This is a genomic window from Pseudomonas sp. 8(2025) (assembly GCF_052665325.1).
In genome coordinates, this window is record NZ_JBQOIE010000007.1 from 179,704 (window position 1) to 205,752 (window position 26,049).

At 64.3% G+C, this 26,049-nt stretch carries 21 protein-coding genes; 7 read left to right on the plus strand and 14 right to left on the minus strand.

What is annotated here, in order from left to right; genetic code table 11:
- Positions 1–199: 199 nt before the first annotated feature.
- The gene (gene sfnG / locus ACUXVH_RS15670; RefSeq protein ID WP_065364166.1) at positions 200–1,294 is read left to right on the plus strand and encodes a dimethylsulfone monooxygenase SfnG; all 1,095 of its coding nucleotides are present in this window, start codon (positions 200–202) and stop codon (positions 1,292–1,294) included.
- 206 nt (positions 1,295–1,500) lie between these two features.
- Here the strand turns inward: sfnG and ACUXVH_RS15675 are convergent, their stop codons facing one another.
- Positions 1,501–1,980, minus strand: coding sequence for a nuclear transport factor 2 family protein (locus ACUXVH_RS15675; protein ID WP_011061545.1), 480 nt, complete (start codon positions 1,978–1,980; stop codon positions 1,501–1,503).
- Positions 1,981–2,038: 58 nt separating this feature from the next.
- Positions 2,039–2,602 carry a TetR/AcrR family transcriptional regulator gene (locus ACUXVH_RS15680; protein ID WP_065364165.1) on the minus strand — a complete coding sequence of 188 codons (564 nt, stop codon included), beginning with the start codon at positions 2,600–2,602 and terminating at the stop codon, positions 2,039–2,041.
- 274 nt (positions 2,603–2,876) lie between these two features.
- Here ACUXVH_RS15680 and pssA point away from each other — a divergent pair, with 274 nt between their 5' ends.
- The gene (gene pssA / locus ACUXVH_RS15685) at positions 2,877–4,220 is read left to right on the plus strand and encodes a CDP-diacylglycerol--serine O-phosphatidyltransferase (RefSeq protein WP_015635793.1); all 1,344 of its coding nucleotides are present in this window, start codon (positions 2,877–2,879) and stop codon (positions 4,218–4,220) included.
- Between the two features lie 212 nt (positions 4,221–4,432).
- On the opposite strand, the gene ACUXVH_RS15690 is transcribed toward pssA, so the two are convergent.
- From ACUXVH_RS15690 to ACUXVH_RS15725, 8 genes are all read right to left on the minus strand, one after another.
- On the minus strand, positions 4,433–5,638 hold the full coding sequence (locus ACUXVH_RS15690) for an MFS transporter (RefSeq protein ID WP_011061542.1): 1,206 nt from the start codon (positions 5,636–5,638) through the stop codon (positions 4,433–4,435).
- 402 nt (positions 5,639–6,040) lie between these two features.
- Positions 6,041–6,865 carry an iron uptake system protein EfeO gene (gene efeO, locus ACUXVH_RS15695; RefSeq protein WP_011061541.1) on the minus strand — a complete coding sequence of 275 codons (825 nt, stop codon included), beginning with the start codon at positions 6,863–6,865 and terminating at the stop codon, positions 6,041–6,043.
- 35 nt (positions 6,866–6,900) lie between these two features.
- The gene (gene efeB, locus ACUXVH_RS15700; RefSeq protein WP_065364164.1) at positions 6,901–8,211 is read right to left on the minus strand and encodes an iron uptake transporter deferrochelatase/peroxidase subunit; all 1,311 of its coding nucleotides are present in this window, start codon (positions 8,209–8,211) and stop codon (positions 6,901–6,903) included.
- 15 nt (positions 8,212–8,226) lie between these two features.
- Positions 8,227–9,426 carry an iron uptake system protein EfeO gene (efeO, locus tag ACUXVH_RS15705; protein ID WP_065364163.1) on the minus strand — a complete coding sequence of 400 codons (1,200 nt, stop codon included), beginning with the start codon at positions 9,424–9,426 and terminating at the stop codon, positions 8,227–8,229.
- 8 nt (positions 9,427–9,434) lie between these two features.
- A complete protein-coding gene (gene efeU / locus ACUXVH_RS15710; protein WP_015635789.1) occupies positions 9,435–10,283 on the minus strand; it encodes an iron uptake transporter permease EfeU in 849 nt (282 codons plus the stop codon).
- 282 nt (positions 10,284–10,565) lie between these two features.
- Positions 10,566–11,471, minus strand: coding sequence for an AraC family transcriptional regulator (locus tag ACUXVH_RS15715; protein ID WP_065364162.1), 906 nt, complete (start codon positions 11,469–11,471; stop codon positions 10,566–10,568).
- 243 nt (positions 11,472–11,714) lie between these two features.
- Positions 11,715–13,013 (minus strand): glycosyltransferase, encoded by a 1,299-nt coding sequence (locus ACUXVH_RS15720; RefSeq protein ID WP_065364161.1) that lies wholly within the window; start codon positions 13,011–13,013, stop codon positions 11,715–11,717.
- A gap of 83 nt (positions 13,014–13,096) precedes the next feature.
- The gene (locus ACUXVH_RS15725; RefSeq protein ID WP_011061535.1) at positions 13,097–13,456 is read right to left on the minus strand and encodes a response regulator; all 360 of its coding nucleotides are present in this window, start codon (positions 13,454–13,456) and stop codon (positions 13,097–13,099) included.
- A 256-nt stretch (positions 13,457–13,712) separates the two neighbouring features.
- Here ACUXVH_RS15725 and ACUXVH_RS15730 point away from each other — a divergent pair, with 256 nt between their 5' ends.
- The 5 genes from ACUXVH_RS15730 (at position 13,713) to ACUXVH_RS15750 (ending at position 20,276) form a co-directional block, all read left to right on the plus strand.
- The gene (locus ACUXVH_RS15730) at positions 13,713–17,207 is read left to right on the plus strand and encodes a response regulator (protein WP_065364726.1); all 3,495 of its coding nucleotides are present in this window, start codon (positions 13,713–13,715) and stop codon (positions 17,205–17,207) included.
- The gene (locus ACUXVH_RS15735; protein WP_011061533.1) at positions 17,207–18,022 is read left to right on the plus strand and encodes a CheR family methyltransferase; all 816 of its coding nucleotides are present in this window, start codon (positions 17,207–17,209) and stop codon (positions 18,020–18,022) included. The genes ACUXVH_RS15730 and ACUXVH_RS15735 overlap by 1 nt, the downstream gene beginning before the upstream one ends.
- Positions 18,019–18,627 carry a chemotaxis protein CheB gene (locus ACUXVH_RS15740; RefSeq protein ID WP_011061532.1) on the plus strand — a complete coding sequence of 203 codons (609 nt, stop codon included), beginning with the start codon at positions 18,019–18,021 and terminating at the stop codon, positions 18,625–18,627. The genes ACUXVH_RS15735 and ACUXVH_RS15740 overlap by 4 nt, the downstream gene beginning before the upstream one ends.
- Complete coding sequence (locus ACUXVH_RS15745; RefSeq protein WP_011061531.1) at positions 18,617–19,798, plus strand: hybrid sensor histidine kinase/response regulator; 1,182 nt, start codon at positions 18,617–18,619, stop codon at positions 19,796–19,798. The genes ACUXVH_RS15740 and ACUXVH_RS15745 overlap by 11 nt, the downstream gene beginning before the upstream one ends.
- A 100-nt stretch (positions 19,799–19,898) precedes the next feature.
- Complete coding sequence (locus tag ACUXVH_RS15750) at positions 19,899–20,276, plus strand: response regulator (protein ID WP_011061530.1); 378 nt, start codon at positions 19,899–19,901, stop codon at positions 20,274–20,276.
- Positions 20,277–20,286: 10 nt separating this feature from the next.
- Here ACUXVH_RS15750 and ACUXVH_RS15755 read toward each other — a convergent pair whose 3' ends face one another.
- From ACUXVH_RS15755 to ACUXVH_RS15770, 4 genes are all read right to left on the minus strand, one after another.
- Positions 20,287–21,957 carry an ATP-binding protein gene (locus tag ACUXVH_RS15755; RefSeq protein ID WP_065364160.1) on the minus strand — a complete coding sequence of 557 codons (1,671 nt, stop codon included), beginning with the start codon at positions 21,955–21,957 and terminating at the stop codon, positions 20,287–20,289.
- The gene (locus ACUXVH_RS15760; RefSeq protein WP_011061528.1) at positions 21,954–23,456 is read right to left on the minus strand and encodes an ATPase domain-containing protein; all 1,503 of its coding nucleotides are present in this window, start codon (positions 23,454–23,456) and stop codon (positions 21,954–21,956) included. Before ACUXVH_RS15760 ends, ACUXVH_RS15755 begins: the two co-directional genes overlap by 4 nt.
- 360 nt (positions 23,457–23,816) lie before the next feature.
- On the minus strand, positions 23,817–24,872 hold the full coding sequence (locus ACUXVH_RS15765) for a tetratricopeptide repeat protein (RefSeq protein ID WP_065364159.1): 1,056 nt from the start codon (positions 24,870–24,872) through the stop codon (positions 23,817–23,819).
- 74 nt (positions 24,873–24,946) lie between these two features.
- Entirely contained in the window at positions 24,947–25,846 is a 900-nt protein-coding gene (locus tag ACUXVH_RS15770; protein ID WP_011061526.1) for a bestrophin family protein, read from the minus strand.
- Positions 25,847–26,049 lie beyond the last annotated feature (203 nt).

Below are 26,049 nucleotides of genomic sequence, written 5' to 3' on the forward strand. Positions count from 1 at the left end.
AGTTCATCAACAAAACAGCCCGTTTCCAGGGTTGGCCGGCCCCGCGCCGCCGCAGGCAGCGAGCCTCAGCCATTGCCCGGGAGAAGGCGTGCTTGAGGCTCCACACGGCGTCTGGCGGCCTACGCGCCGAGGGCTTCCAGGCCCTGGCACGCTTGCTGCTCTGCTCCGAGGTACTTTCCCAAGTCCCGAGGACCGAACCATGAGTCAGCAAGCCGTGAAATTTGCCTACTGGGTGCCCAACGTCAGCGGTGGGCTGGTGGTCAGCAAGATCGAGCAACGCACCCATTGGGGCATCGACTACAACCGCAAGCTGGCGCAGATCGCCGAGCAGGCCGGCTTCGAATACGCCCTGACCCAGATCCGCTTCACCGCCGGCTATGGCGCCGAGTACCAGCACGAGTCGGTGGCTTTCAGCCACGCACTGCTGGCGGCTACCGACAAGCTCAAGGTGATTGCGGCGATCCTGCCCGGGCCCTGGCAGCCGGCCCTGGCGGCCAAGCAACTGGCGACCATCGACCAACTGACCAATGGCCGTATTGCGGTGAACATCGTCAGCGGTTGGTTCAAGGGTGAGTTCCAGGCCATTGGCGAGCATTGGCTGGAGCACGACGAGCGCTATCGCCGGTCCGAGGAATTCATTCGCTGCCTGCGCGGGGTCTGGAGCCAGGATGCCTTCACCTTCAGGGGCGATTTCTATCGCTTCGACCACTACAGCCTCAAGCCCAAGCCCCTGGGCCAGCCGGAGATCTTCCAGGGCGGCAGCTCGCGGGCTGCCCGGGACATGGCGGCCCGGGTTTCGGACTGGTACTTCACCAACGGCAACAGTGTCGAGGGGATCAAGGCCCAGGTCGATGACATCCGCGCCAAGGCCGCGGCCAACCAGCACTCGGTGAAGATCGGAGTGAACGCCTTCGTGATCGCCCGGGACACCGAGGAGGAGGCGCGGGCGGTGTTGCAGCAAATCATCGATCAGGCCGACCCGGAGGCGGTGAATGCCTTCGGTGACGCCGCCCGGCAGGCCGGCAAGGCGTCCCCCGAAGGCGAGGGCAACTGGGCCAAGTCGAGTTTCGAGGACCTGGTGCAGTACAACGACGGGTTCAAGACCAACCTGATCGGCACGCCACAGCAGATTGCCCAGCGCATCGTGGAGTTGAAGGCGGTGGGTGTGGACCTGGTACTGGCCGGGTTCCTGCATTTCCAGGAAGAGGTGGAGTATTTCGGCCAGCGCGTGCTGCCCCTGGTACGCGAGCTGGAGGCCCGGGTGCGGTCCAAGCAACAGGAAGCCGCCGCCTGAAGCCGCCCCTTGCCGGCGAATGGGCCTCGCAGCCTTGTGCCGGGCTTGAGGGCGCTTTCGCTGGCAAGCCAGCTCCTACGGGGGCAGAGGCGGTGTGTTTTTTCGTAGGAGCCGGCTTGCCGGCGAACGGGCCTCGGAGCCTTGTGCCGGGCTAGAGGGCGCTTTCGCTGGCAAGCCAGCTCCTACAAGGGCAGAGGCGGTGGTGATTACAGGCCCAGTTCGCTCAGGCCCGGGTGATCGTCGGGCCGGCGGCCCAGGGGCCAGTGGAACTTGCGCTCCTGGGCCTTGATCGGCATGTCGTTGATGCAGGCAAAGCGCCGGGCCATCAAACCCTGTTCGTCAAACTCCCAGTTTTCGTTGCCGTAGGAACGGAACCAGTTGCCCGAGTCGTCGTGCCATTCGTAGGCGTAGCGCACGGCAATACGGTTGTCGGTAAAGGCCCACAGTTCCTTGATCAGGCGGTAATCCAGTTCCTTGGCCCATTTGCGGGTCAGGAACGCCTTGGCCTCTTCGCGGTTGTGGGCGAACTCGGCGCGGTTGCGCCATTGGGTATCCAGGGTATAGGCCAGGGATACCCGCTCCGGGTCCCGGGAGTTCCAGCCATCTTCGGCCAGGCGGATCTTTTCAATCGCCGACTCGCGAGTGAAAGGCGGAAGGGGCGGGCGCACTTGAGCGTTAGACGACATGATCTGTCTCCAATGAAAGTTGCTGTTCAAACAAAGAGGCTGCTCTTGTTTAAAACAATCAGAGGTCCAATAACTTTCGCGCCATGCATTGCGCATTATCAGCAGCACTGTGATTGCCCATCACAAGGGCAACGGTAATGGCGCCATCGATCAGGATCAGCAGTTGCGCTGCCAGTTCCTCAGGATGTTGCACGCCATGTTCCTGGCAAAGCTCGGTCACGTAGTCGAGCAGGTTCTGCTTGTGCCGTTTTGCTACTTGGCGCACCGGGTCTTGCGGGTCGCCGGTTTCGCCACTGGTGTTGATAAAGGCGCAGCCGCGAAAACCGGGGGTTGCGAACCAGTCCTTGAGCACGTCGAACAGCGCCAACAGGCGCAGGGCCGGGGTCGCGGCCTGGTTCACCGCGCTGCAGAACCAGTGCATCCAGCGCTGATCGCGACGCTCCAGGGCGGCCACCACCAACTCGTCCTTGTTGGTGAAATAGCGGTAGACGCTCTTGCGCGAGACGCCGGCGGTCTTCACCAGAAGATCCATGCCGGTGGCGGCAATGCCGTTCTGGTAGATCAGTTTCTCGGTGACATCGAGGATGATGTCTCGGGTTTCAGAGTGCATGTTTTCGTTCATGTTGCGAACAGTAGAACGATCGTTCTCCTTGGTCAATGGCATTCTTGAATTTTCTTCGAAACTGGCCATTACCCTTGTAGGCGCTGGCTTGCCAGCGAAGGTGTCATTGCGCCTTGCACAGGGCTTGGGGGCCCATTCGCCGGCAAGCCGGCTCCTGCGCACAGCGGGCGGGTGCTTTGCTGAGGGAGGGCGTTATACATGCCAGGCAGGGGACTCCGGCCGGTCCATGGTGTAAGCTCTTGCGCTCTTTGGATTTGAGCCACTGCGAGCCCTAATGCCGTCGCTTTTCAAACGTTCCCTGCTGCCCAAGCTGCGCAGCTTCCCACTGGCCGCCGAGGCTTTCACCACGCTGACCGGCGCTGCGCAGTTTCGCCGCACGCTGCTGGAGCAGATTGCCCAGGCCCGCCGGCGCATCTATATCGTCGCGCTGTACCTGCAACAGGATGAAGCCGGCCAGGAAATCCTCGATGCCCTGCACGCCGCCAAGGCCGCCCGCCCCGAGCTGGAAGTGGTGGTCGTGGTTGACTGGTTGCGGGCCCAGCGCGGCCTGATCGGTGCCGGCAAGCAGCCGGGCAACTCGGCCTGGTACCAGCAAATGACCCGCACTCACGCCAGCGAAGTGCCGATCTACGGCGTGCCGGTTCAGACCCGCGAGCTGTTCGGGGTGCTGCACCTCAAGGGTTTCGTCATCGACGACTGCGTGCTCTACAGCGGCGCCAGCCTGAACAACGTGTACCTGCACAAGTTCGACAAGTACCGCTTCGACCGTTACCACCTGCTGCACAACCAGGCGCTGGCCGACTCCATGCACCACCTGGTGCAGCACGGCCTGGTGGAGTCGCGGGCAGTGCACCGCCTGGACCTGCCGAACCTGCCCACCACCCGCAGCCTGCGCAACGACATCGGCGATCTGCGCAGCCGCCTCAAGCACGCCACCTACGACACCACTGCCGGTGGCCTGGACAAGAGCGGGCTGTCGGTCAGCCCGTTGCTCGGGGTGGGCAAGGGCAACCCGTTGAACCGGGTGATCTGCGAGCTGATTGCCGGCGCCCAGCGCCAGCTGACCATCTGCACCCCGTATTTCAACCTGCCGCTGCCGGTGACCCGGGAGATCAACCGGGCCCTGGAGCGCGGGGTGAAGATCGACATTATCGTCGGCGACAAGACCGCCAACGACTTCTATATCCCGCCCAGCGAGCCGTTCAAGGTGATCGCCGCGCTGCCTTATCTGTATGAAATCAGCCTGCGGCGTTTTGCCAAGCGGCATCAGAAAGTGATCGACAACGGCCAGTTGAACCTGCACCTGTGGCGTGACGGTGACAACACCTACCACCTCAAGGGCATGTGGGTCGATGAGCGCTATACCTTGCTCACCGGCAACAACCTCAACCCGCGGGCCTTCCGCCTGGACCTGGAAAACGCCCTGTTGCTGGACGACCCCAAGGGCGAGCTGCTGCAGGCGCGCAACGCCGAACAGGCCGAGATCTATCGCCACACCCGCCGTATCGAGCACTTTCAGTACCTGGACAGCCTGGTGGACTACCCCGAGGCCGTGGGCAAGTTCCTGCGCCGGGTCAGCCGCGTGCGCATCGAGCGCTTGCTCTACCGCATGCTTTAACCCGTAGCCGCTGCCGAGGTCCACAGGACCTTCAGTAATCTCAAGAGCGGCGTCTGCTTCGCAGCCGTTCGCAGCCTGCGGCAGCGGCTACAAAAACAGCGCAGTACCTGTAGCCGCTGCCGAGCCTGCGAGGCTGCGCAAAGGTCCGCAGGGCCTTCAGCAACCTCAAGAGCGGCGTCTGCTTCGCAGCCGTTCGCAGCCTGCAGCAGCGGCTACAGGTCTTTGGGCTGCGGGGCGGGCCAGATGGCGATCAGTACCAGCAGCACCGCCGCCAGCAGGTAGGGCAGGCGCGGTTCGATAGCGTAGATCAGGCTGCCGGCCATGGGCCCGATGACCACGCCCAGGCCCTGGGCGGCGCCGATGCTGCCGGCAGTCGCGCCCTGTTCCGAGGCCTCTACGGCATTCGCCGCCAGGGCCGAGAACGACGGAAACACCCCACCCATGCCTGCCGCCGATACAAAGAACGCCAGCCACAAGCCCCAGGCGCTGTCCACCAGCATGCTGCCGGCATAACCCAGCGCGGACAGCAGGGCGCCGTAGCGGATCATCCGCAGCGGCGGCCATTCCAGCTTGCGCACCACCAACTGCGCGCAGATCAGCGCCACGCCGACCATGGCCAGGGCCACCCCGGCCGTCTGGGCGGCATCGGCGGGGCTCATGTGCAGCCGGTCCAGGGCATAGAAGCTGACGGTGATCTGGGCCACCGACACACAGAGCATGGCGACAAAGGCCACCACCATGGGCCGGCGCAGTCGCGGGTCGCCCAGGCGTACCCGGGTCGGGGCCTGGGCCAGGTGCAGTTCCTGGCGCGGCAGTTGGTAGCGCAGCACCAGGAATGCCAGCAACGGCAGCACCGCCATGGCGTAGAACGGCAGGCTCAGGCTGTAGCGCGCCAGCAGCGCGGCCACCGCCGGGCCCAGCACCAGGCCCACGGCGTTGGCGGCGCCCAGGGTGGCCATGGCACGGGCGCGGTGCTGAGGCTCGACGTTATCGGCGATCAGGGCGAAGCCGCCCACCGGGATCGCCGCGTAGAAGGCGCCGATCAAGCCGCGGCCGAGCATCAGGCCGAGAAAGGCCATGGCGACGCTGGGCAGCGACTGCAGCGACAGGTCGATGAACAGGCACAAGGCCCAGTAGGCGAGGGTGAAGCCGGCGGTGCCCAGCAGCAGCACCCGGCGCCGGCCGAAGCGGTCACTGGCCTGGCCCCAGGGGCGTGCCAGGAGCATCCAGATCACCCCGGAAACGGTGACGGCCGCGCCGGCATGCCAGGTTTCCAGGTGCAGGGCCCGGGAGATCGGGCCGATCAGCGAGACGAAGGCCATCATCGACATGGTGCAGGCCATATAGGCGGCCATCAGTGGAACCAGCGAGAAGGGTCTGACGGTCAGCGGCGCGCTGGCGGCTGTGGAGCGAGGCATGAAGGGTCTTCCATGAAAGTCGATGGGCCGTGAACGTTAACGGGATAACGTGTCACAGCCCAGGCTTATCTGCATTCGTGATGATGTTGCCGGCGAAGAGAGCCTTGAGGCGGGCGTTGTGCCCAGGGCCGCTTTCGCTGGCAAGCCAGCTCCTACGGGGGTAGCGGGGTGCTGTTCTGCCTGTGTAGGAGCCGGCTTGCCGGCGAAGAGGGCCTTGAGCCGGGCGTTGTGCCCTGGGCCGCTTTCGCTGGCAAGCCAGCTCCTACGGGGGGGCGGGGAGCTGTTCTGCCTGTGTAGGAGCCGGCTTGCCGGCGAAGGGGCCTTGAGGCGGGGGTTGTACCCAGGGCCGCTTTCGCTGGCAAGCCAGCTCCTACAGGGAGGATGGCGTGTTGGGTTCCGGGCTCAGTTCAGGCCCAGTTTGCCGCGCAGGGTGGAGAGGTCTTCGGCCAGGGTATTGACCGGGCCTACCAGGGCCTTGCGGTCGTTTTCCTTGACCTTGTCGTAGGTCATGAAGCCGCCGTCAGGGGTTTTGTACTTGGCCAGGATCTTGTTCACCGTGGCGAAGTTCTTGTCCACCTTGGCGACAAAGGCCTTGTCCTGCTTCTCGATCTGCGGACGGAACAGGTCGACGATTTTCTTCGCCCCGTCGATGTTGCCCTGGAAGTCGTAGAGGTCGGTATGGCTGTAGCGGTCTTCTTCACCGGAGATCTTGGTTGCGGCCACTTCTTCCAGCAGCGCGGCGGCGCCACCCACGACTTTTTCCGGCGGGAAGGTCAGGCCGGCGACGCGGGTCTGCAGGTCCTTGACGTCCTTGTTCAGGCCGTCGGCCAGCTCGCCCAGGCCTTCGGTGCTGTTTTCCGAGAACAGCGAGTATTCCAGGCGGTGGAAGCCGGTGAAGTCTTCGGCCTTGACGCCTTTCTCGTGGTCGTCGACCCGGGAGTCGATGGACGCGTCCAGGTCACTGAAGAGCTCGGCGATCGGTTCGATCGACTCGTAGTAGACCCGGGTCGGCGCGTAGAGCTTCTTGGCGGCGGCCAGGTCGCCCTTTTTCACCGCATCGGTGAACTGCTGGGTGTGGCTGGCCAGTTCGTCGAGCTGCTCGGTGACGTAGATCTTGTAGTCGGAGATCGGCCCCACCAGCTCCAGGGGCGCAGTTGCGGCGAACGCCGAAAGCGGCGCGTGGAGCAAGCCAAGGGTCAGCAACACAGCGAGAGGCGACTTTTTCATGGGACTTTTCCGTGGGGGTTGTTGTGTTAGGGGTGTCAGGCAGTGCTTTTAGGTCGGGTGGCATCGAGCAGCGAACGCCCGATGAAATCCTCTTCGCCGGTGACCCCCGGCAAGGTGAAGAAGTAACCGCCACCAGTGGGCTTGAGGTACTCCTCCAGGGGTTCGCCGTTCAGACGGGTCTGTACGGCGATGAAGCCTTTCTCCAGGTCGGCCTGGTAGCAGATGAACAGCAGGCCCATGTCCAGCTGGCCGTTCTTGTTGACCCCGTTGGAGTAGTTGAACGGCCGGCGCAGGATCAGGTTCTGCTGGCTCTGGGCAGTGCGCGGGTTGGCCAGGCGGATGTGGGCGTCGAGCTTGGTGACCTTGCCATGGAGGTCCCGGGCGTAGTCGGGCACCTGGCTTTCCTTCTGGCCGTCCATGGGCGCGCCACTGGTCTTGATCCGGCCGATGATGCTTTCCTGCTCTTGCAGCGGGGTGCGGTCCCAGCGTTCGACGAAGTTGCGGATGATCCGCACTGCCTGGTAGCTGCCATGGGCCGCCCAGGCCGGTTCGTCACTGCCGGGCTGGACCCAGACGATCTGCTGCATGGCCTTCGGGTCGTTGGAGTCGGGGTTGGCCGAGCCATCGCGAAAGCCCAGGAAATTGCGCGCACTCTGCGCCGGCTCGCCGGGCTTGGCCGGGGCCTGGGGCGGTACGCTGCCTTCCTGTTTCCAGCGCACCAGCAGCAGGTCGGGCAGGTTCTTCACGATGTCGCGCAGGGCGTGGATGTTGGTGTCGGCGGTGTTGGAGCAGAACTGCAGGCTCAGGTCGCCGTGGCAGCAGGCGGGCTCCAGGGCATCGTTGGGGAAGCCCACCATGCGGATCAGGCGCTTGGGTTTGGCCGCCTCCAGGCCGAAGCGCTCGTCGAACAGCGATTCGCCCACCGAGACGGTGATGGTCAGGTTGTCCGGGGTCACCACCGGGCCGAGGATGCCGGAATCCAAGGGCGGCAGCTTCGGGTCCACCTGGGCCACCGGGCCACCGCGCATGAGAAAGGCAATGCGTTGGTCGAGGGTGCGAAACAGCCGTTCCAGGTCGTCGCGGTCGCTGGCCAGCACATCGAAGGACACCAGCATGCCCGCAGCCGGGCGCGGGGTGACGATGCCGCTCTGATGCTGGCCATGGAAGTCGTGGCGGTCCTGGGTCTTGTCGCTGCTGGGGGCTTCGGTGACCTGGGCGGGCGCGGCGGCCATGGCCGGGCAACTCAGGCTACTGCCGGCCAGGGCCACGCCGGCGGCGCCCATGCCCAGCAGCACGCGCCGACGCTGGGCGGAAAAAGACGGATTGGACTGATCTGAATCGTTCATTGAAAACTCGTCTTGTTACAGGCCGGAAAGGCCAAGTGCGGGATCAATAGCGTCGAGGGCGTCGGCCAGGGCCTTGGCTTTGTCGGCGATCTCTTTGCGCTGCCGGGCGTCGACCTGGTCGTAGGCCACATAGCCGAAGCCGTCGCGCAGGCTGGCCAGGCGAGTGGCCAGGGCATCGGCGGCGCTGTCCACCTGGGGTAGCAATTGGGCCGCGGACTTGGCCAGCAGCGGCCGTAGCAGGTCGATGACCTTGCGCGTGGTTTCCAGGTTGGCGGCAAAGCCGTTGAGGTCGCTGTGGCTGTAGCGTTCCTCTTCACCGCTGCTGGCCCGCAGGTCGGCCAGGCTGCGCATGTTGCGCGCGATGATGCTCACCAATTGCTCCGGTGGCAGGGTCTGGGCCAGCAACTGTTCCTTGAGGCTGACCACGTCGCTGGACAGGCGCTGAGCTACGGGAGCCAGGCCTGCCAGGTCATTTTTCTGGAACAGGCCGTATTCCAGGCGGTGGAAACCGCTGAAGCCCGGATCCTGTTCGCGCTGTTCGAAATAATCGGCACGGGCGTTGATGGTGTTGTCCAGCTCGGCCAGGCGCTGAGCCGCCGGGGCCAGGCGCTGATAGGCTGCGCGGGCCGGCAGGTAAAGCGCCTGGGCCTGTTTCAGGTCGCCGGCGTCTATGGCCTGCTGCAAGGCGTTCACTGCCTTGACCAGGACACTGCCCTGGGTGCTGAGGTAGACCCGGAACTCCGACAGCGGGCCGATAAAGGCCACCATCGACGGCCGCGCCTTGGCCTGGGCGTCGGACTCGGCGGTCGGGGTCACGTGCAGGGTGCCGCGGGGGTTGCTCAAAAGCCCGCAGGTGATGGCGTAGTCCCCTGGCTGCAGGTTGGCGTTGATCACCTGGCTCAGGCCCGGGGCGATGTTTTCCCGTTCCTCCACCACCAGCACGCCGTCGAGAATTTCCCACTCCACGGCGCGATCCGAACGGTTGACGATGCGGAAGCTGGCGCGCCCGGCCGGGACTGTCAGCGCGTTGGGTTCACAATTCTTGGGGTGGATGGTCACGGTGATCTCGCCCTGGTGGGCCTGGCGCTTGCTGGCGGCCAGTTGCGAGGCGTAGTAGAACAGCCCGCCGGCGGCGATCATGACGATCACCGAACCGGCAACCGCCCAGCGCAGAGCGCGGGGAGGCGAGGCCTGGGGAGAGGCTTGCTGGGTCATGGGGAGCCTTACTGACTGGAAACGGAAGACGTTGAGCCGGGCGCCTTGGCTGGGGCGCCGCCGGGCAGGAAGAACAGCACCAGGGTCACGGCCAGGTACAGCGCATAGGCGCCGAGGGTGCTGATGGTGGGCGCGTCCTGGTAGCCGAACATGCCGGCCAGTACCGAACCCACCGGGCCATCCATGGGCAGGCTGGCGCTGAAGTCGAATAGTACGGTCTGCAGGTGGTTCCAGACCCCGGCTTCATGCAGGGCCTGCACCGAATTGGCGAGGATGCCGGCGGCCACCACCAGGATGAACAGCCCGGTCCAGCGAAAGAAGGCGCCAAGGTTCAGGCGCATGCTGCCGGTGTAGATCAGGAAGCCGACGATGATCGCTGAGATCAGGCCCAGCAGGGCGCCTATGGGCGCGCCCGGGCCTTCGCTCTGCTGGAACACCGCCAGCAGGAAGAACACGGTTTCCAGGCCTTCGCGGGCCACGGCGAAGAACACCATGGCGATCAGCGCCGTGACCTGGTGCTTGGAGCCGGCCAGGGCGTGGTCCAGGGAGACATGCAGGGAATGTTTGATCGAACGCGCCACCTTGCGCATCCAGAACACCATGGAACTGAGGATGCCGACGGCCACCAGGCCGACGATGCCTTCGAAGAGTTCCTGCTGCTTCTGCGGGAATTCGGCGCTCATCAGTTCCAGGCCGCCGCCCACCAGCAGGGCCAGGGCCGCGGCGAGGAAAACCCCGATCCACACGGCGGGCATCCACTGGCCACGGCCAGTCTGTTTCAGGTAGCTGGCGATGATGCCAACGATAAGCGCGGCTTCAATCCCTTCGCGCAACATGATCAGAAATGGAACGAGCATTCAGCACCGGTGGGCAAATAGGCTAGGGGGTAATTTGTAACATAATGATACTCATTGCTAAATGAAGATTATTGACAACTGCTGAACGGAAGCTGAACGGGTCTCGTTTACCAAGCCTAGACCGGTTTGTTGGCTCTGGGGGGGGCGATTGTTCCCTGCGCCGGGCGTGGGGGCGCTTTCGCTGGCAAGCCAGCTCCTACAGCTGGCGTGATATTGGGGGGCTCTTGTAGGAGCCGGCTTGCCGGCGAAGAGGCCCTTGAGCCCTGCGCCGAGCGTGGGTACTCAGCCGAGGTTCTGTTCGGTCAGGCGTTGCACCGCCAGGCGGCGGTAGTGGGAGGGGGTCATGCCCTTGAGCTGCTGGAAGCGCCGGTTGAAGTTGGAAATGTTGTTGAAGCCCGACTCGAAGCACACGTCGGTCACCGGTTTGTCGCCGTCGGCCAGCAGTTCACAGGACTTGCTGATGCGCAGCCGGTTGACGAACTCGACGAAGCAGCGCCCCGTGGCCTGCTTGAACACCCGGGAAAAATAGCTGGGCTTCATGCCCAGGTAGTCGGCCACTTCCTCCAAGGGCAACTCCCGGGCGTAGTGGGCAAAGATGTAGTCCACCGCGCGGTTGGTGCGGTCGACGCTGTGTTCGTCCGCCAGTTGCACGCTGGTGGCGCCGGACAGCAACTGGTAGTCGTCGCAGGCCGCCAGCAGCTCCATGAGGATGAGGAAGTAGCCAAGGCGGGTGATGCCGCTGGAGTCGGCGATGCGCTGCATCAGCGGCAGGGCCTGGGCGATGGTTTGCGGGCAGCGGAACTCGATGCCGTACTGCGCCCGCTCCAGCAGCGGGCTGAGGTTCTTCAGCTCGGCGAACACCTGGCTGCCACTGTCGAACAGCTCATCGGTGAAGTTCACCAGCATGTCGCGCTTGGCCACCACTTCGTCCTCGGCCACCTGGCTGATCCAGTTGTGGGGCAGGTTGGGGCCAGTGAGAAACAGCGTCTGCGGGTAGAAGTTGCCGATGTAGTCGCCGATGAACACCTTGCCGGAGCTGGCGACTATCAGGTGCAGCTCGTATTCCTTGTGGAAATGCCAGCGCACCAGAGGGCAGGGGAAGCCGTGCTGGCGATAGATGATGGACAGGCCGTTGTGGTCGTCCATCAACTCATAGGAGGGGTCGGTGATCTTGCCGGGTCGGCTCATGGCGCGGGCCTGTTCTTGTTGTAGGCCCGGCTGATAATGCCTCGTGGCCCGCTCGCGCACCAGAGAGGGCGTTCTCAGGGTTGGCGCCCTGTTCGCCGGCAAGCCGGCTCCTGCAAGAACACCGCCGACATCACGCCAGCTGCAGGAGCTGGCTTGCCAGCGAAGGCGGCCTCACGTTCGGCGCAAATCCCAGGGCCTGTTCGCCGGCAAGCGCACCGCCGGCAGTGCGCCAGCGAAGAAGGGTCAGGAGGCCGGGCGGTTTTTCGCTTCGATCCACTGCGCCATGTACTGGGTGCTCTTGTGATGGTGGTGACGCAGCATGGCGCCAGTGAAGTTGTCCCGGCGCTGTTGCTCCAGGTGCTGGCGGCAGTGTTGCAGGCGCTGGATCAGCGCCGGGCCGTGGACTTGCTGGCGGTAGCGCGCTTCGAGCAACTGCCGGCCATCCGCCTGGGCCTGCTCCCACAGCTGCCGGTCCTGATAGAGGCGCACCGCGGCCGCCGCCAGGCCACTGGCGGATTCAGCCACCGCCCCCGGCCATGGCAGGCCGTCCTGGGACATGGATTCGCTGCCCACCGGGGTGGTGACACTGGGCGTGCCGCAAAGCATGGCATCGAGCAGCTTGCCCTTGATCCCGGCGCCGAAACGCAGGGGCGCCAGGCAGATCCGCGCTGCACTCATCACCTGCAGCGCATCCTCGGCCCAGTTCATGATGTGAAAGCCCTGGGCCGGGTTGTGCAGCGCCGCGGCCTTGGGCGGGGTGTAGGCGCCGTACAGGTGCAATTGCGCGCCGGGCAATTGCTGGCGGATCAGCGGCCATACGCGGTTCTTCATCCACAGCACGGCGTCCCAGTTCGGCGCATGGCGAAAGTTGCCGATGCTCAGCAAGTGTGCCCGCTGCTCGAAGGGAGCAAAGCCCTGCGGCAGTTGCTCGAGCATCAGCGGGCACCAGTGCAGCAGGGCCGGCGGCAAGTGGAACTGTTGCACCAGCAGCTCGATTTCCACCTCGGAGATCATCAGGCTCAGGTCGCAGCGATAGATGGCGGCGATCTCGCGCTTGGCCAGGTCGGTGACGGCCATGTGCTGGAATTCCTGCTCCGGCGCCTGGGCGAACAGCGGGCTGAAGTCGTCTTCCTCGGTGCCCTCCTTGAGAACATCCTTGAGGCGCTGGTGCCGGGCATGACGCAGGCATTGCAGGTCGGAGGTCTCCAGCACCCGCAGGGCATTCGGGCAATGCTGCTCCACCCGCCAGCCGAACTGTTCCTCCATCATGAACTGGTCGAACAGCACGATATCCGGTGCCAGCTCGGCGACGAAACGGTCAAAGCTGGCGTTGTTGAGTTCGATCGGGCATTCACGAATGCCCAGGGCCGTCAGGTCTTCCTTGTGTTCGCCCTCGTTGGCCGGGCTGCTGAAGGTCAGCTCCCAGCCCTGTTCGAGGAAGCTCTGGAGGATCTGCATCATGTGCCCGCCGGCGGCGGAGGAGCGGGGTTCGGGCCAGACGTAACCAATGATCAGGACTTTGGTTGCGGCGGTGGGGCTCATGAGCGGGCATTCCTGGCAGGCGGGGGGTAAAAAAGGCCGCCATTAAACCACAGCGCGCCAGCGCCCGAGCAGGCTGCCTGGCCTCAGCCGAGAATGCTGCGCACCTTGTCGCGCAGCTGGTCGATGGAGAACGGCTTGCCGATGACCGACATGCCGGCCGGCACCTCGATGGACTCGGCGTAACCACTGGCGAACAGCACCGGCAACTGCGGCCGCAGGGTGCGGGCACGCTCCGCCAGCTCGCGGCCGTTCATCCCGGGCAGGCCGACATCGGTCATCAGCAGGTCGATATGTTGCCCGGCGTCCTCCAGCAGGCTCAGGGCCGCTTCGCTGCCGTCGGCCTCCAGCACGCTGAACTCCAGTTCTTCAAGGACATCGACAATCAGCATGCGCACGATGGCATCGTCTTCGACGACTAGGATGGTGGAGGCGCTGGCGGGCATAGGGACACTCTCAAGAAATGAATTCGGCGGGGCAGTGCGGCAGGCAGCCCTGTGCATCAGTAAGTGCCGGCTTGCCACAAGTTCCCGAAGCTGTACAAAAAAATCCCCTTGTACAAGCGTCGGCAAGAATAACCGCTTCCTTTGTCCCACGGCAGGACAAATCGCAAGCGAGCGCTACCTTGGTTATAAAAAATAGCTGTCCTGGCTGAATGTGGGGCAAACTTCGTTTTTTTTCACCAGCGCCAAGGCCCATCAAATGATTCGTCCGTCCTCGGTTGATGAACAGAGTTTCCGCAAGCTGCTGACCCGCAACATCAGCCTGCCGCTGGGTGTCGGTGTACTCAGCGCGTTTTTTTTCGTATCCCTGATCACCTACCTGCTCTCGGTGATCCAGTGGGTGCAGCACACTGATCGAGTGATCAACAACCTCAACGAGTCGGCGCGCCTGACCATCGACCTGGAAACCGGCATGCGCGGCTTCCTGATCACTGGCGACGAGCACTTTCTGGACCCCTACGAAGTGGCCAAGCCGCGCATTGTCAGCGAACTGCGCAGCTTGCAGGAGTTGGTGGCGGACAACCCGCAGCAGGTGGACCGGCTCAAGCGCCTGGAAGCCCTGCAGGTGGAGTGGAACAGCTTTGCCCAGGGCATGATCGACCTGCGCCGCCAGAGCGGTGATTACCGCGGGGCGGTGCAGGCCGGGCGTGGCAAGCGCCTGACTGACGAGATCCGCAAGGAATACGACGACGCGGTGGCCATGGAGCAGCAGTTGCGCCTGGAGCGTAACGAAAACGTTACGCGCACCACCATTTTCAGCGTGGTGCTGTACCTGCTGTTCGTGGTGGGCATCAGCGCGCTACTGGCCTACATCGGCCGTCGTGACCTGCTGGCACTGTCCAAGAGCTACAGCGACAACCTCGAAGCCCAGGAAAAGAGCGCCCGGCGCCTGGAACAGCAGGCCTGGCTGCGCAACGGCCAGACCGAACTGGCCGAGCAGATGCTCGGCCAGCTGAGCCTGAACCTGCTGGGGCGCAACATCCTGCAATTCTGCGCCCAGTACCTGGGCACACCGGTGGCGGCGCTCTATGTACGCGAGGAGCACGGTGGCCTCAGGCGCGTGGCGTCCTATGGTTTCTCCCGGGAACAGGAAGCCCAGGAACAGTCGCTGTACAGTGACGAAGGGCTGGTGGGGCAGGCCGCGCAGCACAAGCGCCTGATCCGTCTGGACGAGGTGCCTGCCGATTACTTCAAGGTCAGCTCCGGCCTGGGCGATGGTTCGCCGCGCAGCGTGCTGGTGGTGCCGACCCGTGACGACGACCGGGTCAACGGGGTGATCGAGCTGGGCTTCCTGCGGGCCTTGAGCGAGCGCGACGTCGAGCTGCTGGAACTGATTGCCGGCAATATCGGCACCTCCATCGAGGCCGCGCGTTATCGCCAGCGCCTGCAGGAAGTGCTGGCCGAAACCCAGCAGCTCAACGAAGAGCTGCAAGTGCAGCAAGAAGAGCTCAAGACCGCCAACGAGGAACTGGAAGAGCAGTCGCGGATCCTCAAGGAATCCCAGGTGCACCTGGAAACCCAGCAGGTGGAGCTGGAGCAGACCAACGAGCAACTGGCGGAGCAGGCGCAGATCCTGGCCGATCAGCGCGACGCCATGGACCGCAAGAACAACGAGCTCAACGAGGCTCAGACCCAGCTCGAGGAGCGCGCCGAAGAGTTGCAGCGCTCCAGCAAGTACAAGTCCGAGTTCCTTGCCAACATGTCCCACGAGCTGCGCACGCCGCTCAACAGTTCGCTGATCCTGGCCAAGCTGCTGGCGGAAAACCCCCAGGAAAACCTCAGCCCCGAGCAGGTCAAGTTCGCCGAGTCGATCTATTCCGCGGGCAATGACCTGCTGAACCTGATCAACGACATCCTCGACATCTCCAAGGTCGAGGCCGGCAAGCTCGAAGTGCGCCCGGAGAACGCCAGCGTGCCGCGCCTGGTGGACGGGCTGCGCAGCCTGTTCCAGCCGCTGACCCAGGACAAGGGCCTGGAATTCAAGGTGGAGCTGCAACCGGGAGCGCCGCAGATGCTGTTCACCGACCGCCAGCGGGTCGAGCAGATTCTCAAGAACCTGCTGTCCAATGCGGTCAAGTTCACCGAGAAGGGCCAGGTGAGCCTCACGGTGTCCGCTCAGCCGGGGGCCGGTATCGCCTTTGCCGTGCAGGATTCGGGGATCGGCATTGCCCAGGATCAGCAGCAAAGCATCTTCGAGGCCTTCCGCCAGGCCGACGGCACCACCAACCGGCGTTATGGCGGCACCGGCCTGGGGCTGTCGATCTCCCGGGATCTGGCGACCCTGCTCGGCGGCTCCATCAGCGTCAGCAGCGAACCCGGCCGCGGCAGTATCTTCACCCTGGTGCTGCCGGAGCAGTACCAGGAGGCCGCCGAGCCGCTGGTGGCGCCGCCGGCCCCAGTCGCGCCCGTGGCCGCGCCTCAGCCTGCCAGCCTGCCGCAGCCGGTGGTCGAGGCCCCGGGGGCGGACATTCCGCGCTTCGCCGATGACCGCGACAAGGCGCCGTTCAGCAGTCGTTGCATCCTGGTGGTGGAAGACGAGGCGAACTTTGCCCACATCCTCTTCGACCTGGCCCACGAGCTGGGTTACCACTGCCTGGTGGCCCACGGCGCCGACGAAGGCTACAGCCTGGCTGCCCAGTTCATCCCGGACGCCATCCTGCTGGACATGCGCCTGCCGGACCACTCGGGCCTGACCGTGTTGCAGCGCCTCAAGGAGAACGCCCAGACCCGGCACATCCCGGTGCACGTGATTTCGGTAGAAGACCGGGTGGAAGCGGCCATGCACATGGGCGCCGTGGGTTATGCGGTCAAGCCCACCACCCGCGAGGAGCTCAAGGATGTCTTCGCCCGCCTGGAAGCCAAGCTGACGCAGAAGGTCAAGCGCGTGCTGCTGGTGGAGGACGACGACCTGCAACGCGACAGCATTGCCCGGTTGATCGGCGACGATGACATCGAGATCACCGCCGTGGGCCTGGCCCAGGATGCCCTGGACCTGCTGCGCGAGAACGTCTACGACTGCATGGTCATCGACCTCAAGCTGCCGGACATGCTCGGCAACGACCTGCTCAAGCGCATGTCCACCGAGGATATCTGCTCCTTCCCGCCGGTGATCGTCTACACCGGGCGCAACCTGACCCGGGATGAAGAGGCCGAGCTGCGCAAGTATTCGCGCTCGATCATCATCAAGGGCGCGCGCTCGCCGGAGCGCCTGCTGGATGAAGTGACGCTTTTTCTGCACAAAGTCGAATCCCAGCTGTCCCATGAACGGCAGAAGATGCTCAAGACCGCCCGCAGCCGCGACAAGGTCTTCGAGGGCCGCAAGATCCTCCTGGTGGATGATGACGTGCGCAACATCTTTGCCCTGACCAGCGCCCTGGAACACAAGGGCGCGGTAGTGGTGATCGGCCGTAACGGCCATGAAGCCATTGCCAGGCTCAATGAGGTCGAGGATATCGACCTGGTGCTGATGGACGTGATGATGCCGGAGATGGACGGTTTCGAAGCCACGGTGCAGATCCGCAAGGATCCGCGCTGGCGCAAGCTGCCGATCATCGCGGTCACCGCCAAGGCCATGAAGGATGACCAGGAGCGCTGCCTGCAGGCCGGCTCCAACGATTACCTGGCCAAGCCCATTGACCTGGACCGGCTGTTTTCCCTTATCCGTGTGTGGCTACCCAAGATGGAAAGAATTTAGTGGAGCGGAATACCGAGATCGAACTGCGTTTGCTGATCGAAGCTATTTACCTCAAGTACAGCTACGACTTCCGCGACTACTCGGGTGCCTCGATCAAGCGCCGGGTCAACCACGCTTTGCGCCAGTTCGAATGCAAGACCATTTCTGCGTTGCAGGAGCGGGTGCTGCACGACCCAACCGCGTTCATGCAGTTGCTGCAGTTCCTGACCATTCCGGTGAGCGAGATGTTTCGCGACCCGTCGCACTTTCTGGCGATCCGCCAGGAGGTGGTGCCGCTGCTCAAGACCTATCCTTCGATCAAGATCTGGATCGCCGGCTGCAGCACCGGGGAGGAGGTCTACTCCATGGCCATCCTGCTGCGCGAAGAGGGGCTGCTGGAGCGCACCATCATCTATGCCACCGACATCAACCCCAGCTCCCTGGAGAAGGCCAAGCAAGGCATCTTTTCCCTGGAGAACGTGCGGGCCTACACCCACAACTACCAGCAGGCCGGCGGCCAGCGCTCCTTTGCCGACTACTACACCGCGGCCTACGACTACGCGATCTTCGACAAGAGCCTGCGCGAGAACGTGACCTTCGCCGATCACAGCCTGGCGACCGACAGTGTATTCTCTGAAACTCAATTAATTTCTTGTCGTAACGTATTGATTTATTTCAATAAAAAATTGCAGGATCGTGCCTTCGGACTGTTTCACGAGTCCCTCTGCCATCGTGGTTTCCTGGTGCTGGGCAGCAAGGAAACCCTGGACTTCTCCGCCTATGGCAAGCACTTCGAGCCCTTGGTCAAACAAGAACGGATCTATCGCAAGACATGAGCCAGGAGATTGTCAGCCAGGGTTTCTGGCCGCAGATCGAGGCGATCGTGGTAGGGGCCTCTGCGGGTGGGGTCGAAGCCTTGCTGAAGCTGTTCAGCGGTTTCGCCCAGGGTTTCCGCCTGCCGGTGATCGTGGTCCTGCACCTGCCCGACGAGCGCCGCAGCCAGCTGGCCGAAGTCTTCGACCGGCGTCTGGCGCTGGCGGTGAAGGAAGCCGACGACAAGGAGCAGATCGTGCCTGGCACCCTGTACTTCGCCGCGCCCGGCTATCACCTGTCGGTGGAGCAGGACCGCAGCCTGTCCCTGAGCCAGGAAGAACGCCTGCATCACTCACGCCCGGCCATCGACTACCTGTTCGAGTCCGCCGCCGATGCCTATGGCCGGAACCTGGCCGCGGTACTCCTGACCGGGGCCAACCAGGATGGCGCCCGCGGCCTGGCCGAGGTCAAGCGCCAGGGTGGCCTGACCATCGTCCAGGACCCCAATGAGGCCCATGTCTCGACCATGCCGGACGCCGCCCTGGCCCTGCATCAACCGGACTACATTCTCCCTTTGCGCGGCATCAGCCGTCTGCTTGCCGAGCTGGAAGGAACCCATGTTAAGTAATATTCAAGCCAAGCTGCTGATCGTCGACGATCTGCCGGAGAACCTGCTGGCCCTGGAGGCGCTGATCAAGCGCGAGGACCGTACGGTGTACAAGGCGCTGTCGGCTGACGAAGCCTTGTCGCTGCTGCTCCAGCATGAGTTCGCCATGGCTATCCTCGATGTGCAGATGCCCGGCATGAACGGCTTCGAGCTGGCCGAGCTGATGCGCGGCACCGAGAAGACCAAGAACATTCCCATCGTCTTCGTCAGCGCCGCCGGGCGCGAGCTCAACTACGCCTTCAAGGGCTACGAGAGCGGGGCGGTGGACTTTCTGCACAAGCCCCTGGACATCCACGCGGTGAAGAGCAAGGTCAACGTATTCGTCGACCTGTACCGCCAGAGCAAGGCCATGAAGCAGCAGGTGGAGGCCCTGGAGCAGAGCCGGCGCGAGCAGGAAGCGCTGCTCCAGAAGCTCCAGGCCACCCAGAACGAGCTGGAGCAGGCGGTGCGCATGCGCGATGACTTCATGTCCATCGTCGCCCACGAAGTGCGCACGCCGCTCAATGGCCTGATTCTCGAGACCCAGCTGCGCAAGATGCACCTGGCCCGGGAGAACGCCGCGGCCTTCAGCCTGGACAAGATGCACGCCATGGTCGACCGCGACGAGCGCCAGATCAAAAGCCTGATCCGCCTGATCGAGGACATGCTGGACATCTCGCGCATCCGTACCGGCAAGCTGTCGATCCGCCCCTCGCGGTTCGATCTGGCGCAGCTGGTGCGCGGGCTGGTGGAAAACTTCGCGCCTCAGGTGGAAGCGGCGCAGTCGTCCCTGAGCCTGCAGGCCGAGCAGCCCCTGGAGGGCAACTGGGACGAGTTCCGCATCGAACAGGTGGTTTCCAACCTGCTGACCAACGCCCTGCGCTACGGCGCCAAGAGCCCGATCGAAGTGCGGGTCTATGCCCAGGACGGCGAGGCTCGGGTCGAGGTGCGTGACCACGGCATCGGTATCAGCGAAGACAACCAGAAGCGCATTTTTCAGCAGTTCGAACGGGTCAGTGCCAACCACGTGGCGGCGGGGCTGGGCCTGGGGCTGTTCATTTCCGAGCAGATCGTCACCGCCCATGGTGGTGCCATCAGTGTCGAGAGCCGGATCGGCGAGGGCGCGCTGTTTCGCGTCAGCCTGCCCCTGTAGAGGCCCGTTGGCCGGTGAATCATTAAAAGCGTAACGCGCACGCAACCTCTGCGTGACCCAATGGTCGTAACAGCAGCAATTGACCGAGCAAAGGTTTTCCATGAGTGAAGATGCACAAGACGTCGTACTGATCGTCGAAGATGAACCAGTGATCCTGATGCTTCTGGCCGACTACCTGTCGGGCCTGGGATACCGGGTGCTGCAGGCCGAGAATGGCGAGCAGGCGTTCGAGATTCTCGCCAGCAAGCCGCACCTGGACGTGATGATCACCGATTACCGCCTGCCGGGCGGGATCACCGGGGTGATGATCGCCGAGCCCGCCGTGAAGCTGCGTCCGGATCTGAAGGTGATTTTCATCAGCGGCTACCCCAACGAAATCCTCGAATGCGGCAGCCCCATCACCCGCAAGGCGCCGATCCTGGCCAAGCCCTTCGACCTCAACAGCCTGCAGGAACAGATCCAGCAATTGCTGGCCTGAAGCCCGGCTATCAGTCGCGGATCATTTCCCGCACCTTGGCGGTCAGCAGGTCGAAGGTGAACGGCTTGGTGATCAGTTGCATGCCGGGTTCGAGAAAGCCACCACGGGCCGCCGCGTGCTCGGCGTAGCCGGTGATGAACAGGACCTTGAGCTCCGGGCGGATCTGCCGCCCGATTTCCGCCAGTTGCCGGCCATTCATGCCCGGCAGCCCGACATCGCTGATCAGCAGGTCGATGCGCTGCGCCGAGTCGAGGATCGGCATGGCGCTGCGGGCATCGCCGGCTTCGACAAAGGCGTAGCCCAGTTCGCTGAGCACCGCACAGACCAGCACCCGCACCGCCGGGTCGTCCTCGACGATCAGCACGGTTTCACCGTTCTGCGCATTGGGCGGTTGTTGCACCAGAGGGTGTTCGGCCTGCTCCAGGTCGCCGACAAAACGCGGCAGGTACAGGCTGACCTCGGTACCTCGGCCCAGGGTGCTGTTGAGGGTCACATGGCCGCGGGACTGCTTGCTGAAGCCGTAGATCATCGACAGCCCCAGCCCTGTGCCCTGGCCGATGGGCTTGGTGGTGAAGAATGGATCGAACACGCGGTTGATGATCGCCTCGGGCATGCCGCAGCCGTTGTCGCTGACTCGCAGCAGCACGTAGTCCCCCGGCTTGAGGTTGTCGTGGGCCTGGGCGAAGTCCGGGGCCAGGCGCTGGTTGAGGGTTTCCACCAGCAGCCGGCCGCCGTTGGGCATGGCGTCCCGGGCGTTGAGCACCAGGTTGAGCAGGGCGCTTTCCAGTTGGTTGGGGTCGGCTTCGGCCACCCATAGCTGCGGGTCCAGGCGCATGTCCAGCTCGATGCTTTCGCTGAGGCTGCGTTGCAGCAGCTCGCCCATGGAGGTCACCAGGGCGTTCATCTCCACCGGCTTGGAGTCCAGCGACTGGCGCCGGGAGAAGGCCAGCAGGCGGTGGGTCAGGCCGGCGGCGCGGTTGGCCGAGGTCACCCCCAGGTCGATCAGGCTTTCCAGGTCCTCGGTGCGGCCCCGGGCCAGGCGCCGGCGCAACAGCTCCAGGCTGCCGATGATGCCGGTGAGCATGTTGTTGAAGTCGTGGGCGATGCCGCCGGTGAGTTGCCCCACGGCCTCCATCTTCTGTGACTGGCGCAGGGCTTCTTCGTTGTGCCGCAGTTGTGCGGTGCGTTCTTCCACCTGCTGTTCCAGGGTCTCCAGGGTGCGTTGCAGGCGCAGTTCGCTCTGGCTCAGGTCGATCAGCCGGTCGCGGGCGTCGTACTGCCGGCGCCTGCCCCGCAGGGCGGCGCTGACCAGGCTGATCAGGGTCGCCGGGTGGAAGGGCCGTTCCAGAAAGCTGACGTTGCCCAGGGGCTCGCTGAAGCGCGATGCCGGGTTCTGCTCGGGGCCGCCGTGCTGGGTCAGCAGCACGATGGGCAGGTCCGACCACGCCGGTTGCTGTTCCAGGTGGCGCAGCAGGGGCTCCAGGTCGACCCCGCGCAAGGCTTCGGCGGCGATGATCGCCAGCCCGGCGCCGTGCTCCAGCTGCTCGCACAGGGCGGGCAGGTGCGGGGTGATCAGGCTGCTGAAGCCGGCCTCCTTGAGCATCATCTGCGCCAGTTGGCTGTCACGCCCGTGGGGCGTGAGCACCAGAGCCCGTTCGGAAAAGTCCAGGTCGGGGCTCATTGGCCCTCATCCCTGAGCAGGGGTTTGCTCTCGCCCAGGTAAGTGGGTACGCCCCGCAGCACGCCCTGGAAGGCTTCCAGGGGCTCGCCGATGGTCAGGCCACGAGCGCTAATGCGGTATTCACGAATGGTCGACTCGTGGCTGCCGGTGCGTTTCTTGATGATGGAAATGGCCCGGCGCACCTTGCCCAGGGCCTCGAAGTAACGCAGCAGGACCACGGTGTCGGCCAGGTAGGTGATGTCCACCGGGGCCTGCATGTCGCCCACCAGACCATGCTGGGCCACGGTCATGAAGGTGGCGGCGCCCTGGCGGTTGAGGTACAGCAGCAATTCGTGCATGTGCAGCACCAGGGCATTTTCCTCGGGCATCGCTGCCTGGTAGCCGTTGATGCTGTCGATCACCACGGTCTTGATCCGCTCCTGGTCGACGCAGCGTCGCACCCGGTGGGACAGCTCCCCCGGCGAGAGCTCGGCGGCGTCCACCTGTTCGATGATCAGGTTGCCGCTGGCCTGCAGCGCCTTGAGGTCGATGCCCATGTTGCGCATGCGCTCGAACAGCAGCCCCAGTTCCTCGTCGAAGATGAACAGCGCGGCTTTCTCTCCCCTGGCTACGGCGGCCGCGGCGAAGATCATCGAGATCAGCGATTTTCCGGTGCCGGCGGGGCCGAGGATCAGGGTGCTGGAGCCGGTCTCGATGCCGCCCCCCAGCAGCGCGTCCATCTCGGTGATGCCGCTGGTCAGGGTCAGGCGCTGGTATTGACCGCGGTGCTCGGCGGCCACCAGGCGTGGAAACACCTGGACCCCGTCGCCCATGATGGTGAAGTCATGGAAGCCGCCGCGGTACTTCTGGCCGCGGTATTTCACCACCCGGATGCGCCGGCGTTCGGCGCCGTAGCTGGGGGTCAGTTCTTCCAGGCGGATCACCCCGTGGGCCACGCTGTGCACGGTCTTGTCCAGGGATTCGGTGGTCAGGTCGTCCAGCAGCAGGACGGTGGCGTCATAGCGCACGAAGTAGTGCTTGATCGCCAGGATCTGCCGACGGTAGCGCAGGGAGCTTTGCGCCAGCAGGCGGATTTCCGAAAGGCTGTCGAGCACCACCCGGGTCGGCTTGACCCGCTCCACCACTTCGAAGATCTGCCGCGTGGCTTCCCCCAGCTCCAGGTCCGAGGAGTACAGCAGGCTTTGCTGGTGCTCGGCGTTGAGCAGGCTTTCCGGCGGGATCAGCTCGAAGATGTGGATGTTCTCGTCCAGTTGCCAGCCGTGGGATTGCGCGCCCTGGCGCAACTCGCGCTCGGTTTCCGAGAGGGTGATGTACAGGCAGCGCTCGCCGGCGGCGGCGCCGGCCCGCAGAAAATGCAAGGCCACGGTGGTCTTGCCGGTACCGGGTTCGCCTTCCAGCAGGAACACATGGCTACGTGACAATCCGCCGGAGAGGATATCGTCCAGGCCTTCGATGCCGGTGGCGGCTTTTTCGCTGAGCAACGCAGATGAGGTCGACAAACAATGCCCTCGCAAATAGGTCCAAGTGATCGGCGACGGCGTCGAGCACCTTGATATCGCTGATAAATCACTTGACCGCCTGCCGCTGGTACGGTTCAACCTTTTGTCGCCGTGGAGCCGCTGCTGAGCACAGCAGGGGGGGCAAGGGTGCCAAAGGTTCGGCTGGGGATTGCCAGGCAAGGCCCTGCGGGCCTTTTCGCAGCCTCGCAGGCTCGGCAGCGGCTACAGGTTTTGTGCTGGCTCTTGTAGCCGCTGGCGCAGGCTGCGAACGGCTTGGGCGGCATTCCGACGCAGCAGGCGCGGGGGCTCAAGGGCGCCAAAGGTTCGGCTGGGGATCGCGAGGCAAGGCCCGGGGGGCGGCTACAGGCCCTGCTGCAGGGCCGGGTCGTCGGGGTTCTGCTGTTCCAGCTGGGCCAGCAGGACCTGGACGTTCTGCAACTGGCCGCTTTCCTTCCAGTAGCTGATCAGCAGCACCCGCGCCTTGCGGTTGTAGGGCTGGCGCTGGACGATTTCCTCCAGTTGCTTCTGCGCCGCTTCCAGCTCCTGTTCGCTGTGCAGGGTGGTGGCCAGGTCGTAGCGGTAGGCGGCGTTGTTAGGCTCCAGTTCCACCGCCCGGGACAAGCCGAGCAGGGCGAACTCGCCCTGGCCATGGTTCAGCAGCCAGAGCCCCAGGGCATGTTGCAGGTAGGCCGAATCCTGCTGTGCCTGCAACTGCTTGGCCAGCAATTGGCGGGCGGCATCGCTCTGGCCCTGCTTGTCCAGCACTTCGATCTGCAGCACCACTGCCTGCAGGTTGTCCGGGGCCAGGCGCAGGGCCTGTTCCAGGGTCTGCTGGGCCTTGATCAGGTCGGCATTGTGCAGGTACAGGCGAGCCAGCTGGTACTGGGCCTCGACGTTGTCGCCGCGGGTCTTGAGCACTTGGGTGTATTCGTCGATCACCTGCTGCAACGGGCCGAAGTACAGGCCCTGGTCGTCGGGGCTCAGGCCCAGCAGGGCGTCCACCGCGGCGAAGCGCACGCTCTGTTCGTGATCGTCCAGCAATGGCCCCAGCAGCAGGCTGCGCTGGCCGCTGGGCACCAGGCCGAGCACGCTCTTGATCGCCGCTTTGCGCACCTCGGCAGAAGGGTGATAGAGGTCGGCGTCCGCCAGTTTCAATGCCTGGGGGCTGGGGTAGTTGGCCAGCACTGCCAGCAAGCGGATGCGCTGCTGGTCGTCGAGGTCGGGCCGGCCCAGCTGCTGGTAGAGCACGCGCGCCGCGCCAGGCTGGCCGTTGCGGGCTTTTTCCAGTGCCGCGCTGTAGCCATGCTTGATGGCCTCGGGAACCTGCGGCGGGCTACTGCGCAGAAAGCTCCAGGCCAGGGCCAGGACGACGACGGTAAGCAGGCTGATCAGCAGGTAGCGGCGGGGCTGGGACATGCAGGAATCCGGAAGCTGGCGACTTTTGGAAGGCGCAAGCTTCGGTCAGGAACCGGCTTGAGTCAAACCCCGGTTCAGGTCAGCACGTACTCCTGCGGCTCCAGCAGCGGCGGCAGCTCGGTTTGCCCCAGTGCCGCCAGGACTTCGCGCTCCAGGCCGCGCAATAGAGCGCTGCACGGCAGGTCGTTGTCGTCATAGCCGAAAGGGTCTTCGAGGTCGTCGCCGATCTCGTCCAGGCCAAGGAAGGTGTAGCTGACAATGGCGGTGAAGATCGGCGTCAGCCAGCCCAGGGGCTCGGCCATGGCGAACGGCAGGAGGATGCAGAACAGGTAGATGGTGCGGTGCAGCAGCAGGGTGTAGGGGAAGGGCAGCGGGGTGTTCTGGATCCGCTCGCAGGCGGCCTGCACCAGGCTCAGGCTGACCAGCCGGGTTTCCAGTTGGGTGTAGCGCCATTCGCTGATCAGCCCCTGCTGGGCCCACTGCGAGCAGCGCTGGCCGATGCGTTGCAACTGCGCGTCGGTGAGGTTCGGGTGGCCGGGGTCGAGGCTGGCCTGGGCCCAGGGGCGCAGGGCGGCGGCCTCGTCTTCATGGCGCAGGCGGGCGATCAGGCTGTGGGCAAAGCCGCACAGGTCGCGCAGCATGCCCTCGCGCTCGGGGTGGCCGTCGATGATCAGGCTTTCACGGATCAGCGAACGCACCTCGATGATCAACTGCCCCAATTGCTTGCGGCCTTCCCACCAGCGGTCGTAGCAGGCGTTGTTGCGAAAACTCATGAAGATCGACAGCGACAGCCCCAGCAGGGTGAAGGGCGTGGCGTTGACCTTGGAGAAATAGCTCGGTTGCAGGGTTTCCACCAGCACGATCACCGAGGCCAGCAGTGTGACCAGCACGCAGCGCAGGGCAATGCGCTTGGCAATCGAGCCCTTGAGGGCGAAGAGGATGCCGATCAGGTTCGGCTTGGGGCGGACAATCATGGGGGGCTGAGGCCAGGGCGATTACGCGGCGAGTGAAGAGTAGGAGCGTGCTGTGGGGCTGTCCAATCGCAATGGCCAACCGCATGATCGGCGGCCTCTATCAATGGGCTTGGGGTGGGCGGTGTTCTGGCGGGCGCATTCGCTGGCAAGCCAGCGCCTACCGGGGCCATGTATTCGGGGCCATGCGTTTGGGGCCAAGCGTT